Source organism: Faecalicatena sp. Marseille-Q4148 (genome assembly GCA_018228665.1).
GTDB lineage: Bacteria > Bacillota > Clostridia > Lachnospirales > Lachnospiraceae > UBA9414.
In genome coordinates, this window is record CP073692.1 from 656,990 (window position 1) to 670,725 (window position 13,736).

11 protein-coding genes are annotated in these 13,736 nt (G+C 37.2%); all 11 read right to left on the reverse strand.

Annotated features, from left to right (window positions below; all coding sequences use genetic code 11):
• Positions 1-107 precede the first annotated feature (107 nt).
• The 11 genes from KFE17_03180 to KFE17_03230 all read right to left on the reverse strand — a co-directional run bounded on the left by KFE17_03180 (position 108) and on the right by KFE17_03230 (position 13,725).
• The gene (locus tag KFE17_03180) at positions 108-539 is read right to left on the reverse strand and encodes a hypothetical protein (protein ID QUO32773.1); all 432 of its coding nucleotides are present in this window, start codon (positions 537-539) and stop codon (positions 108-110) included.
• Between the two features lie 54 nt (positions 540-593).
• Complete coding sequence (locus KFE17_03185) at positions 594-2,594, reverse strand: hypothetical protein (protein ID QUO32774.1); 2,001 nt, start codon at positions 2,592-2,594, stop codon at positions 594-596.
• Positions 2,595-2,603: 9 nt separating this feature from the next.
• The gene (locus KFE17_03190) at positions 2,604-4,400 is read right to left on the reverse strand and encodes a hypothetical protein (protein ID QUO32775.1); all 1,797 of its coding nucleotides are present in this window, start codon (positions 4,398-4,400) and stop codon (positions 2,604-2,606) included.
• Between the two features lie 441 nt (positions 4,401-4,841).
• A complete protein-coding gene (locus KFE17_03195) occupies positions 4,842-5,168 on the reverse strand; it encodes a nucleotidyltransferase domain-containing protein (GenBank protein ID QUO32776.1) in 327 nt (108 codons plus the stop codon).
• A 92-nt stretch (positions 5,169-5,260) separates the two neighbouring features.
• Complete coding sequence (locus KFE17_03200; GenBank protein ID QUO32777.1) at positions 5,261-7,708, reverse strand: hypothetical protein; 2,448 nt, start codon at positions 7,706-7,708, stop codon at positions 5,261-5,263.
• A gap of 103 nt (positions 7,709-7,811) precedes the next feature.
• Entirely contained in the window at positions 7,812-10,043 is a 2,232-nt protein-coding gene (locus KFE17_03205) for an ATP-dependent RecD-like DNA helicase (protein QUO32778.1), read from the reverse strand.
• Positions 10,040-10,699, reverse strand: coding sequence for a hypothetical protein (locus KFE17_03210; protein QUO32779.1), 660 nt, complete (start codon positions 10,697-10,699; stop codon positions 10,040-10,042). Before KFE17_03210 ends, KFE17_03205 begins: the two co-directional genes overlap by 4 nt.
• 44 nt (positions 10,700-10,743) lie before the next feature.
• A complete protein-coding gene (locus tag KFE17_03215) occupies positions 10,744-11,307 on the reverse strand; it encodes a single-stranded DNA-binding protein (protein ID QUO32780.1) in 564 nt (187 codons plus the stop codon).
• Positions 11,308-11,714: 407 nt separating this feature from the next.
• Positions 11,715-11,915 (reverse strand): helix-turn-helix transcriptional regulator, encoded by a 201-nt coding sequence (locus KFE17_03220; protein QUO33601.1) that lies wholly within the window; start codon positions 11,913-11,915, stop codon positions 11,715-11,717.
• A 319-nt stretch (positions 11,916-12,234) separates the two neighbouring features.
• Positions 12,235-13,008, reverse strand: a complete 774-nt coding sequence (locus KFE17_03225) for a response regulator transcription factor (protein QUO33602.1) — start codon at positions 13,006-13,008, stop codon at positions 12,235-12,237.
• 540 nt (positions 13,009-13,548) lie between these two features.
• Complete coding sequence (locus tag KFE17_03230; GenBank protein QUO32781.1) at positions 13,549-13,725, reverse strand: hypothetical protein; 177 nt, start codon at positions 13,723-13,725, stop codon at positions 13,549-13,551.
• Between the last annotated feature and the right edge of the window lie 11 nt (positions 13,726-13,736).

A 13,736-nucleotide genomic window follows, 5' to 3' on the forward strand; every position in this document is an offset into this window, starting at 1 on the left:
AAGTTCCACATCCAATATATTTTCAAAAACTTTTTGTAACATAACACTCCTTCTTTCTTTTGGAGGAACCAGTATTCAGTTCCCCCGTTTCAATTCATAAAGTATTATCAAGCTGCCATTACTACATGCTCTCTGCGGAAACACTGCTGTTCAATCATACTAATTCTCAGCAGTCCTTGTGTTTTTTGGTATCCGTATGCTTCTTTATAAGTATTGAAAGTAATCGCATTTTGAAACTGTGTGGAAAAACCAGTCCCTGTCCAATATTCTGTTATCCCCTCCAATTCGTATCTATGTGAAAGCAGTACCCACAAAACTTCGCAAATAAATATTGGAAAGCCAATATACGGGAAATGTAAATCCATATACGTTTTCACTTGTTGCTTGTTTGGAAAATGCTTTGCCCTGTCAAAAGGAGAACTTCGTATCTTTTTCCCATTGCAATTATTCAGATATCTTCCAGTTTCCAGTTCTATGACATATCCTCCTGGAAATAGTTGGTCCATATCCAGAGATTCACTTTGCCAATTCTTTTTCATTCGTATCCTCCTTTCCAAAAATAAAAACAGCCGGTGTGGGCTGTCCATTCTTTTTCATCTCAATATTCGTTTCCATAATTCTCTTGCAAGAACAACTGTAAGGGTTTCCAAATCTGAAATATTCAGGTAGCCCTCCCGGTAAATTCTTTCAATCATGTCTTTATCACCTCCGATTGCGGCGGCCATTACAATCACTCCTCTTGCTTCCAGTTTCTTTTTAATATTCTGAATATCTCTTTCGGCTTCCTCACCACAATATCTGGCTCCATTTGGACGTCCATCGGTAATACAACATAATAGCTTCGTCTTTTCTGTCCTCTTTGCTAATTTTTCCCCTACATAAGCTAATGCTGCTCCATCTCTGTTCGAACCTGTTACATCCATAGATGCAATACGGTAACGGTCATTTCTGTCTGGCTCAAATTCTGCCAAAGAGTGTAATGTCACGAGTTCATTTTGCAAGAAATAGCCTTCTCCGTTGGTATGATGTCCATAAATCAAAATTGGAATTCCTACATGGATGCAGAATTCATACAAACTCAAACAACAACGTATTGCCTGTTCTAATCTTTCTCCCAACATAGAAGCTGATAAGTCAACCAGAATTGCAACCGCTGCATTTAATTCTTTTGCCGATTCCTTTTTCTGATAAAAACGCCCATATGGATCATAAAGAGACGGTGTATGGATTTTGGTCCCGAAAAATAAATGTTTTTCAGTACGCTCTCCCTGCTGATAGAATACCGGCAAAAGAACAGATTTCATTTTCCTCATAATCTGCTTGACCCGGGGTTCCGCTAATTCATATTGCGCCATTTCTCTCTGACCAATCTGCGACTTACGTTCTACTGTCATTTTGACTTTTCGGTGGTCACCGTCAAATTCGGTGTTGAATAGCTCCTTTCTGAGAGTATTTAGAACTTCTGCATTATGAGTTTTCTCTGCTTTGGATTCAGCAATCTTTTCTATACAAAGAAGTACCTGTCCTGATATTTCGATTGGCTTATTTGCAAATTCTTTCCGTTGTTTTTTCGGAATGGAAGGCTGTGTATCCCTCACCGTTTCTTCATCTTTGGAACAAAGAAAATCCGGAAGTTCCCGTTTTACATTTTCCCATTCTTTCTGAACTTCTGATAAAATTTCTGCTGCTTCCTGTGCTTTGAGTGATTGCTTTTCATAAGATTGCTTTTTCTGTTTGGTTTTTTCTTCAATATCCTCAATCTCTGATTTCAGCAATCTCCAGATAAGAAGTAGCAGTCTATTGGAGGCCATCAGACGTCCAGCAGCCTCCGCACATGTAACACCGTAATCTATGATCGGCTTTGCTTCTTCCAAAAGGTCTAATAGAATTCCTGTTTCCATCTCCCAGTTATTTACCATTCCTGTCAGGGAATATTGCACCATCAGATTAAGCATTACACTGACTGGTCGGTATCCTTTATTGAGTTGGACTTTTAGACTGGGCATCCGTTCCATATTCCGCATTCGATTCTGAAGAATCCCACGCCGGATGCTGCCCGGATATCGGCTGCACATGATTTCTTCAACATATACATCTTCCAACATATTTTGGATAAATGATGCTGTTTCTGTCATAATATATCTAGCAGCAGGATGATTGCCCGTCAGAAATTCTGAAATTTCCATTATCCGTTCCTGTCCTGACCAGTCTTTCGGAAGCGGAAGCTGTAAGGACCATTTTCCTTGTTCCATGTTGCTTAGATAATTTTTACGAAGTTCAAAATCAGAATAATTCCAGTGTCCGCATTCGTGTCCCAGTATACCGACAATACTGTCACTTTTTAATTCTATCGTGGGAAAACTTCTCGTCACTTCATTTGCAATATTGAGGAGTATCCGCAAACTGGAACATTTTCCACCATAGGGGGCATCTGGTTCTTTTACCAATTGTACTTCTTTTAATGTGCCGCCTGTTATCTCAGATGTAATAGAACGTAACAATTCCATATAATCTGCTGATTCAAAAATTTCATAATCTTTCAGGTGTTCCTTTTCTTCTTGAACCCGCTGTTTCCAGATAAATTGATTTCTCATGCTCCTCCTTTACGCCGCATCTTCAAAAATGGGCTTTATAAATGTACGTAAAATAATTTCTCTTTCTTCTGGGAAAGGGGACACTTTACTGATCACAGCGCTAATGGCTGATTCCAGAACATCCTGAGATGTCATGTAGTTCCAAACCCAGTTTTCCAATTCCCGGTATCCGCATACACCGCCTCGGATTTGCTTGTCTCTTAGATATTGTTTTATTTTTCTGATGGCTGTCGCCATTCGATAAATCAAATCTTTTTCCTTACATCCAGTTTTCATAACAGCACGTTCTGTCATTTCTTCCACGCCTAATTCTTTTCTATGCTGCACCAGCTGCATACGTGACAATACCGATTCGTTAAACATCTGGCAGCCAATATAATCCATATTGGTTGTCATGATTACAACAGTATCCGGGTGTCTTTCTATGATTTCACCATTTAGAAGATCTGTTTTAGCATCATCATCAAATAAGGCATTCAGACGAGTCAGTGTTCCCGGTTTTTCAATCATGGCAACTTCCTGGATTTCTATCACTGCCGGCATCCGGCAAGCCTGAATAATGGTAGATTCTGTTTTTACAAAATCCTTTTCCTGTTTTGCCTGCTGATAGCCTTGCTGGATGGCTGCATTCAATAATTCCTGAAATGCTTTTGCTTCATCAATTTCTCCTTGATAATTTCCGGTCAGCGCTGCCAGAGCAGAAGCCGGATCTATCTTAAAATCTTCATATGTCGGCAACTCGCTTTCCGTAATCTTAGCAGTGCTATCCACATTTGGCACAAGGGATACCATAAGGCTTATCTCCTCCGTTCCCGGACCACATGTAAATACAAAACGAGGATATCCAAGTAACTGTGCAATGATCTTTGTGTCTGTTGTCTTCCCGGAACCCGAATCTCCTTCCATCATAAATAAACGTGATGGAGTATTCACGATCATAGAGAGGATTTCCTGCGTATCCGGATTCACTTTATAACTATCCGGAAGATTTGGAATCAGATTTTGATATTTCTCATCAATTTCTTTTCCCTGATGATAGAATGCTTTCAGCTCTCCGATTGTAGACTCTTTAAACTCTTTTTTCCTGGTTAAAATCAGAAATGTTCCTGCTTCTACATGATTGGGGCTATATAAGCCGGATTTCAGGCGAAAGGATTCTACAAACTCACATTTTGTAAACTGTGGCTCTGCAATTGGAATTCCACCATTTTTCAATGAAAGACCAGATTCTACCCGCCGATAGAGATTATCACAACAAATGTATGCATTGGTGAGGAGAGTCTCCTCGTCCATTTCCAAGTCAAGACTTAACATTTTCAAAATGCTGTCAAAGTGTTGTGAGAACTCAGCATTGTACAATTCTGTTCCATAACAGGTGCTGGCAAATGCAAGCAATGCGATATATAACTCCATTACATCCTTGTCTTTCTGTATAGATGATAATCTTAAAACCGTATCTCCTTTTTGTACGCAGCCTTTAAAGCGACCATTCTTCCAGTTGTAAATCAGGGCATAGGATACATCTTTGTTTTTATATTCCATACAGTAATAATTCGTCTCATTGTTTTCACCAAACTGCCTTCCGACAGCTCCTTCTGTTTCCAGACCTTCGTACAGTTCTGCCAGCCATAAAATTGCACGTAATGTAGGTGCATGTAATGTAGCGGATTTTGCCCGGCATGTATTGTATTGCGAACAGTCAGATGCTTTCGTACTTGTCTTTTGTTTTTGTAATCTGTTCAACAGATCCTGAATTAAACCCGGTACTTCCTGTTGAAATGTCCATGTTTCATAAAGTGCTGTCATAAAAATATCCGTCTCCTTTCTCTTTTCTGCATATTTCAAATAAGCACCGACATCCTTGCCTATGTTTTCCCTCCTTTTTTGCAAATAAAAAAGGCAAAGCATGATTCTTTCTTTTCATACTTTGCCTGTCATTCTTAATTTGAAATTTATGCAGAATACACTGAAAAATAACGCTTCCATCCTTTACTTACAGATGGAATAAAAGTTACAAGACACATCCTAGATGTGTAAAATAATTACAATTTTATCTTAACATTGTCTATCCATAGTGTCAAGAAAAAGCACTACCGCTTTTGCGATAATGCCTTTTCCAGTTATCCGTTCTTCCATTGTTCCAGTAAATAAGGTTCTATCATTCCCAGTTCTTTATCCGTTTTTTAAGCGAACGAGCCGTTTCCAAATCTTCTTTCGCTGATTCAAAACGATACTTTGATAAATCAATTACGCTGCCTTCCACAATACAACTCCTTCCTCGTTTACATTCTTATAAAATGGTGTCACCTTTTCCCACTTTTTGAACATTTCATAGTCAATGTCGATGACAGAAAGCACTATATCATATTTTAAATTTAAGTCCACTATCAAATCAGACAGTTTATCTTCCGTTTCTCTACTCAAATTGCCATTCAAAAGCAAGGCTATATCAACATCAGATTCTGCCGTATTTGTTCCTCGTGCAACAGAACCGTATAAAACAATCCGAATAACCTGAGATTCTAATATAGATAAGATTCCTTCTACAAGTTCTCCTAATACCATTTGTTCCATCTGCTGTACCTCCTTCCAATATAATTATATCCCTGATTCCTGGAACCGTCAATGTTAAGTTATTTTCCCTCTTGTACCAGCACTCAACATGATTATGCCGCAAAAGGATAAGAAGCCGCTACTAAAGAGTCAAATCCGGTATTCGGTGTTTTTTCACAAACGATTTTACTCCTTTTTGCATCTGAATAAAATGGTTTTGAACGTACTTCTTTTGGCTCCATCATCGGAAATATAATTTCATCCTGTTCATCATTGTACAATATAAGATCATTATAGCAGGTACCTTGTACAACCCATCCTATCTGATATTGTTTCATAAGCTGTTCTGCAGCAGTGCGAAAACATGTTTTTAAAATTTCATTATAAACCGTATAATTTGGATGCACTTCAATATTGTCCAACACCAGACAATTATAAGGTTCATTGATCCATATCACAGAATTGGCAATCACTCTGTTCTTATAATAAACATTTACAATTCCAAATCCTTTTTCCAGTGCATACTGTTTTGCCTTGATACTGCCATAGCTCATACAGCACACCGTTGCATCACCCGCTGTCAAATATTCCGGGGAACCTTTTGCTTCTACTAACACCTTAAAGTTACATAGTTTCTTTAATTCATCCGGAAGATTTTCTACATTATGGAATTTCATAATTTCCAGCACTTCACGATACTGAACCGGCGTCAGCTTCTCTTCCAAAACTGTATGTAACAGGTTTTCCTTTTTCAGCCTGCGATAAATATGTTTTGCCTGCCTTGTTTGCTTTTTCAATAATGTTTTCACAAAGGATGATAATCCCTCATAAGACAGACGGATTTCCTGCGCTTTAAACAAACAGGGATATTTTCCACGTATGAATTTTGACAGGTTATGATCTCCATATTCACGAAACAAATCATATAATACAACATTTGGACAATACGTCTGTATGCGCTGCATATAATCTGTCACCATCTCTTTTTCCATTTCTGAAAAATTCAGTTTTTTATTATATGCTTCCATTACATGTTCTTTTAATTCCATCAGATAATCATTACAATCTTTATTTTTTCTAATAAGACTGCTTAATCTTTTACGGGCTCTTTTTTGATTAGGCTGCAATTGTAATTCCTTTTCTATTCTAAGGTATCGGCATACGCCTTCTATAACTTTTGATGTATTTAAAGCTTGATTATATGATTTTGTTAAAATAGCTTTCATTGCACCAGTTGTAAGAAGCATTTTCCCACCAAATAATGTTTGTACAATCAGATTCCAGTCATGGAAATAATTCCCCTCTTCTTTGTTTCTTCGTTTGACGATATTTTCAATACACCCGGATGCATATTTTTTTGATACTATGTGATAAATTGTCTCACACATGGAAATAAACTGTTCTTTTTCATTCTCACACAATTCATCTAATTCTTTTAAATATTTATCAATAATAAGCATTCTGTCCAAATAGAACAAATATAAATTTTTTGTTATATATGGAACCGGATACATAGGATGATATAAACCAAATTTATTAAAATAACTTACATAATATGTGCGTTTATATTTTCGAAAATACTGTTCGCCAAATTCCCTGGAGGTACGTTCCAGCCAGCGATAGCCCGATAACGTATTTCGATAGGATGTGTTATAGATTTTGCCTTTATTGTATATTTTAAGGCATTTTCTATAGTCATCATAACAATATCCTTTTTCATTATCTCTCATATCTTTCTTTTCTTTGTATCCAAATAACTGATAACGCTCCAATGCTTTTTGAAAAAACTTATGTATAATCTCATGATTATCCATGTCCTTCGCTTCTTCCGGGATCCTGTTATATAAAAAATAATCAGATGTTATAGGGATCGTTTCTCCGAACATACTATAGTAATCTATCCATTTTTCAATCATATTACGCATTATAAATTTCATATGATTCTTTTTGTGAAAATCAACACCATCCTGTATCGGTTTCTTCAAAAATTTCAGCACTGACGATATATAAGTGCTTCCTCCAATAGGCATCTCATCAATCTGTCTCCAAAAACCATATTTCCAATTGCTTTCTTCTAATATTTCTAAATCGACGCTAAAAATCACATGATGAGCATCTTCTCCATTATCGTAATATTTATGCAAAATATGATCTTCTATAATTTTTATCCCCCTTTTTTTGCATTTATCAATACTATCCAAAAGATGGTAGGATGTACTTCTCATTTCTGCATGAAAAAGCTTCTTATTATGGTTCCATTTTTCGCATTGCTGGAAAAAGAATAACAATAATCTTGGTAAATATTGAAAATTCGGGCAATTTACATCAGCTATATAAATCTGCTTTGAGTGATACTCGGTATAAATCTGAGGAATATATGCAATAATGTAACACACAAGTTCTCCTTTAGAAAAACCTGCTACTGAATAATAAAAAAACCCCGGCTGCGTTGCTTCCTCTTTCAAACCTTCCATTCCCATGCGCATTTCTTCAGGATAAGATTGTTTTTCTAAATCAATAACAGCCGGAAAATACTCTTCGCTCATTTTTGTAAAATACATAAACTTCTCCTTCCATATTAATAAGAAAAGCGATTCATCATGTTGACAAACCGCTTTTCCCACTTTTACTTTATAATAATTATTTTAAAATAATTTTTATAATCTATGCACTACGTCGTTCATATGCATTCAATAATTCTTTTCCTACCTGTTTTAAACGCATTCCGAAAAGTGTATTACGTTTAGCTGTGGTATTATTTCGGATCGCTTGAGCAACTGCCCGTTTACTGCCTACAATAATTACTTTCTTTGTCGCACGAGTAATCCCGGTATATAAAATATTACGCTGCAACATGCGCCAAAAACATCCCAACATAGGAATGATCACAATCGGACATTCATTGCCCTGAGACTTATGTACGGACATTGCATAACCATGAGTTAAAGGCCAATAATCATCATCTGTAAAATCTACTATCCTGTCATCACCAAAATCGACCCGCATGATACTTTTTCCTTCTTTTTTGGATATACTTATCACCTCGCCCAGATCACCATTGGAAATCTCATCTTTGTTTTCCGTCTGCATAACTCTGTCCCCTTCTCGGTAGAGACGTCCTCCATTTTTAACTTCCTTGCGTCCACGACATTTGGGATTAACCACTTCCCGGAGCATTTCATTAAGTGCATCCGAACCAGCTGCGGTATTTTTTTTCAGAGGTGACAGAACCTGTATCTCATCTGTCCGTTTTCCTTTTGATTTCCAGTATTCTTCGTACAGATCCCGTATAATTTCAGATGCATCTTCCGGAGTATTAGCAGTATAAAATTCAAAAGTATCATCATAAATGAGTTTCGTCTGCTTTTGATTGATTCGTACCGCATTTTCCACGATCGTACTTCCTTCCTCTTGACGAAAGCAGGAATCGAGAATGGTAGTCGGAATCATCCCTGAAACGATCATCTCATGAAATACATTTCCTGGTCCCACGCTGCCAAGCTGATCTTTGTCTCCTATCATAACAAGGGTTGCATCTTTCTTTATTGCTGAAAAAAACCTGTCTGCCAGATACATATCACACATACCAAACTCATCAGCTATGATAAAATCATCTTCCAGTTTACCGGCATTCCACATTTCTTCCTCATCTTCATTCTCTGCGGGAGTCCCGACTGCTTTCTGCATTGTCATTGCTGGAAAATTTGTCTTTTCATACATACGTCTTCTGGCACGTCCAGTGGGTGCACAAAGCAAAATCACAGAATCTTTGTTGAGTTTTTCCTGAATTCGAATAATGATGCGGATCAGAGTTGTTTTTCCGGTTCCTGGACCTCCGGTAATAATAGATACCGGATACTGGAACACCTGACGTACTGCCTGTTCCTGTGTTTTACTTAAGATAATCCCTTCTTCTGTTGTAACCTGCCGCAAGAGGGAATCAATATCCCGTTGTTTTCTTTTTTGAAGCAAAAGCTGCATTAATTGTGCAGCAGCCCCCATTTCTGCCTGGAAATTCCGTCTGGTATAGATTCCGCCTCCATTTCCGATTAATGTTTGATCTTTGCGTATCATTTCGTTTCCGGCATCTTTAATTGCACGTTCAGAAACTTTCTGGTGTTCGTTCACATGATTTAATAATTCAGCAGCCCGTTCCACTACCTCATCACTTTTCAAAAACAGATGTCCTTCTTCGTCGGCAGCTTTCTGAAGCACATAAGCAATTGCCGCCTTGATCCTCTCTGGATTATCCACTTTAAAATTTTTTGCTTTTCTGGCAATCGGATCTACAGTTAAAAATCCAAATCCTTTAATCTCACACAAACGGAACGGGTTCTTTTTAATAATTGGATAAGCGTTGCTGCCAAAATGTTCCTGTATGCGCATTAACTTATTGGAGGTCACCCCGAAAGGTGCCAGATAAACCATCAATTCTCTTAACTGTCTGCTTTTATGGTAACCGTCAAGTATAGTCTCTAATTTTGTTTCTGTGATTCCTGAAACCTCCAACAATTTTTCAGGGGTATTCTCCATAATAAATAGTGTTTTTTCTCCAAACTTCTCAACGATACGATCCGCTGTTACAGGACCAATCCCTTTGATCATATCAGAGGCAAGGTATGCTTTGATTCCTGCAGCCGTTTCAGGAATACAGATGCGAAAGGAAGACACATCTAACTGCATTCCATATTTTGTTTCTTTCCATTCTCCATCTAATTCAACTTCTACATCTGCTCCTGTAGGAAGTTCAATTCCTACAGCTTGAAAATATCCGGGATTTTCCGGATGGGAACGTGTTACTTTTTTGGGTAATTCCTCTTCTGTATGATAAGACGCAACTGTGTACCCATTTCCTGCATTATAAAATATCCGCTCAATGGATTTTCCATGTATCATCTAGCGACACCCCTTTCCCAAGATAACCATAGATACTTTCCTTTTTTAACAGCATGGATGTGATCTTTGGACAAACATTTTATCAGCGCCTTTGTCTCCCGACAGGGGAATGCCCTTAATACACCGATTCTCCGAAAGCGGTTTCCTTCCCGGACACAGCAGACGCCTTCCGGACTAATTGAAAACATCCGAATATTTTCATTTTCCATCTTCGCTTTCAGATTTTGAATACGCCCTTTTCCTTCAAGCTGATACCATGCAACTGCCCTGCATTCCGTCTCGTATTTCTCATGCTGCGGATACGCTTTCTGTTTTAATGGTTGTGATTGTTCTTTTTTATTTCCTTCCGGTAGATGCTCTTCCGTTTCATCTGTCTGCTTCGCTGAAGTTCCCTTTTTTGATATGTTTTCTGAGAAAACATCATCTGTATTTCTGGTCTGTACTTTCTCATTGTCGCATTTTTGTTCATTTTTCTTCTCCTTCCGTATGGTTGTTATAAAAAACACTGCCACTATAACGGGTACCGCAAGACTTAAGGACTGAAAAATAATTGCAAGAAAAATCGGCCACAAAAAAGGAGCTAGAAAAAAACCAATTCCTCCTGTAAGAATGCAAAGCCATTTATATTTTTCTGCTAATCTCTTCCATTCTGCCATAAGCTACCTCTTTCTTCCCGGGGGGATATTCCCCCCAGGATTCTTTAATCAAATTCTTCGTAATCTGTTTCATCAAACTGGTCATCTACATCGTCATTTCTGGTTGTCCGATTTCTTTGGCTGCTACCACGACTGCTTTTTCCGGAAGAATAACTGGAACTTCTGCCGGATCTGCCTGAACTACTCTTTGATGACCGCTGACTTCCAGAATTTTTCTTTCCTCTTGTTGAACTCCGTCCACTTTTTGAATTTCTGCTTCTGTTTCTGGAATCTTCATCATCGTCATCCTGACTGTTCTTACTTTCTGCAAATTCAATCTCATCACAACATAGTCTTACACCATACACTTTATCGCCATCTTTGTTGGTGTAATTATTGTTTTCCATTCTTCCGGTGATTACGATTTTAATGCCCTGATACAGATATTTTTCTACGAATTCTGCCAGCCATCCGAATGCCGTACATGGGAAAAAATCAGTTTCGTCACTGTATTTTCTATCTACGGCAATACGGAAATTTGCTACAATAAATTCATCCCCATCTTTCTTTGTTGTGTAGTTAACCTCCGGATCTCTTACCAGTCTTCCCATCATAATTGATTTGTTCATGCATATCCTCCTTTATTTTTGCAGAAAAAAAGTGCTTAGAAATTTCTTCCTAAACACTTTATCGCCAGTATCTTGTTTTTCTTGTGCTGCGATTCATTTCATTCATGTCCTCCCTTCTTTAATTTCTCTTTTTATACCTCCTTGTGATTTTATTTCATTCGTATTTGCTTTCATCCTTATAGCTAAAAAACAAAAAAGGCATTTAGAATTCTTCCATTCTAAATGCCTCACTTATATTTTGCGTGACAGACAGGAATCTTACATTCCTCATAATTCACTTTCGGACTTTTCCGAAACTAAAATACGCTATCCATCGTCTGATGAATACAAATACAAATTTCATTTTCATAATAGCACAATATATAGTATTGGTCAATGTTTCTTTTTCAGTATATTGTATTTCTTAGTTATTCTTTCTCGAATTTTACAACATCTCCCAGCTCGCAGTCTAGTAAGGTACAAATATCGTGAATCGTATTCAACGTCACACTTTTATTCTTCCGTAGTGCATCCAGTGTACCAGTACTAAAACCATAGTCTTTGATCAGAGAATACTGGCTGATATTTTTCTTACGCAAAGTTTCCCATAACGGTTCATAGCTGATAATAGCAATCACATCCTGTCATCATTCTATACTCTACTATGTATTATAGGAAAACCTGTTATTTTATACGTTGCCGAATATTCGGCTATATAAGCGGTAAATGACTAAGAATGTCACTCACTGTGTTTGCGTATGCTTTTATAACTCTATTATCACGAACATTTATCCCTTGAACATTGCCGAATATTCGGCTATAATTTCAGTATAGATTATTGCCGGATATGTGGTTATATAAAAAGGGAAAATCATGGTATGGTATGATTATATGAAAGTATTTCCGAGATTTTGAAAGGCAGTGCCCGCTACAACACTGCCTCTAACATCAAACCGGGATAAACTTTTGAAAAGTTTTTTGGCGATTCGTATTTTTAATCTGTTTCACGCAGCATCCGAAACGGTAACCGATTCCATATACATTCTGTATGTACATCGGATTTTTGACGTCACGTTCTAATTTCTGTCGAATTCGGTGTATATGAGCCATAATATTGCCATCATCTTGAAGATACTCACAATGCCATACTTTTTCGTATATTTCTTTATAAGTAACAACTCTTCCGTTCTGTTCCGCCAGAAACTGAACAATATCAAATTCTATTTTGGTAAGCAAAATTTCTTTCCCGTTATAAAAAATCTGCCTTTTATCCGGCACTATCTCAATATCACGACAGTTCCAAATTCCAGGCTCTTCTTTTACACGTTTTTGTATACGGATAAGTGCCCACACTCGTATAGCAATCTCCTCAGTAGACTTAGAATTGTCAAGATACTCGTCTGCACCACATTGTATTGCTAGTATTGTCTCTTCCTGTTGTCTAGTATGCAGCGTTGCTCCTGAAATAAACAAAATAGGCATATCTGTTTTCTGATGTATCTCTCGGACGAGTTCTGCGCTTCTGTCCGTAAAACGAATCATATCAATAATACAAAGGACAAAATTCTCATTAGTCAGTGAGAGAGCTCTTCCTTTCTTTGGTATTCTCTGACTTCTCACAAAGTAAGTATCCTGCAGATACGATTGAAACGTTTTTTCTCCTTTCTGGTAATCCGAAAGATATAGTATATTTTGTTTGTCAATTATATTTATATATTCCATTTTTGTGCTTTCTAATTTCTGCATGTTTAATTTCTCCCCATTGTCGTTTTTTCTCATTCGGTTTCCTGAAAAAATTACAAGGTGATCGACATCCGGGCGTACCTCGAATGGCATATATTTTGTAATAATAGTATTTGAAGAAACAGGACAATATAAAAAATGCTGCAAACCCGAAGGCTGCAGCATAATATGTATCTGGATTGTTATAATGCTCTAGTAGATATTTCTGTTGTTTATCTTTCATACATATCACCTGTCCTTGAGAAACAAACAATGGTGATTTATTGCATCTATTTTTTCTCTATAGTAAATATAGCTGTTCTAAATATTTTGTATCATGTACTTTTTTTATTAAATATAGTGTAAAACACAAATGTCACAGAAATGTCTCAGAAATGTCCTAAATCACAAAAATTATTATATTATGGTACTTTCTTTTCAATCGTACCTTTATAATATTTATTCAACCATTTCACTCGACTCTATAATATTCATCTTTGAAATTATACGCACTGGAATTGCTCTTGCGAACAAACAGAATCATATTTTTTTATTAGGATAGTTTTTGGTGTCTGTTTTCGGTTTCATAGACCAGAACAGGACATTCATGAGAATTACAATCAGTAATACAGCAGCTAAAGCCACCCAGAATCCCATGTTCAGACCAAGCCATTCCGTAGTTCCAAAAAGTGTCATCCAAAGTTCTTTCCAGTTCATTGTTGCACCTC

What these genes read in the sequence shown, in the direction of transcription:
- KFE17_03180 (QUO32773.1), bottom strand. Translation starts at nt 539, where the DNA reads ATGAAAAAGAATTGGCAAAGTGAATCTCTGGATATGGACCAACTATTT.
- KFE17_03185 (QUO32774.1), bottom strand. Translation starts at nt 2,594, where the DNA reads ATGAGAAATCAATTTATCTGGAAACAGCGGGTTCAAGAAGAAAAGGAA.
- KFE17_03190 (QUO32775.1), bottom strand. Translation starts at nt 4,400, where the DNA reads ATGACAGCACTTTATGAAACATGGACATTTCAACAGGAAGTACCGGGT.
- KFE17_03195 (QUO32776.1), bottom strand. Translation starts at nt 5,168, where the DNA reads ATGGAACAAATGGTATTAGGAGAACTTGTAGAAGGAATCTTATCTATA.
- KFE17_03200 (QUO32777.1), bottom strand. Translation starts at nt 7,708, where the DNA reads ATGTATTTTACAAAAATGAGCGAAGAGTATTTTCCGGCTGTTATTGAT.
- KFE17_03205 (QUO32778.1), bottom strand. Translation starts at nt 10,043, where the DNA reads ATGATACATGGAAAATCCATTGAGCGGATATTTTATAATGCAGGAAAT.
- KFE17_03210 (QUO32779.1), bottom strand. Translation starts at nt 10,699, where the DNA reads ATGGCAGAATGGAAGAGATTAGCAGAAAAATATAAATGGCTTTGCATT.
- KFE17_03215 (QUO32780.1), bottom strand. Translation starts at nt 11,307, where the DNA reads ATGAACAAATCAATTATGATGGGAAGACTGGTAAGAGATCCGGAGGTT.
- KFE17_03225 (QUO33602.1), bottom strand. Translation starts at nt 13,008, where the DNA reads ATGGAATATATAAATATAATTGACAAACAAAATATACTATATCTTTCG.
- KFE17_03230 (QUO32781.1), bottom strand. Translation starts at nt 13,725, where the DNA reads ATGAACTGGAAAGAACTTTGGATGACACTTTTTGGAACTACGGAATGG.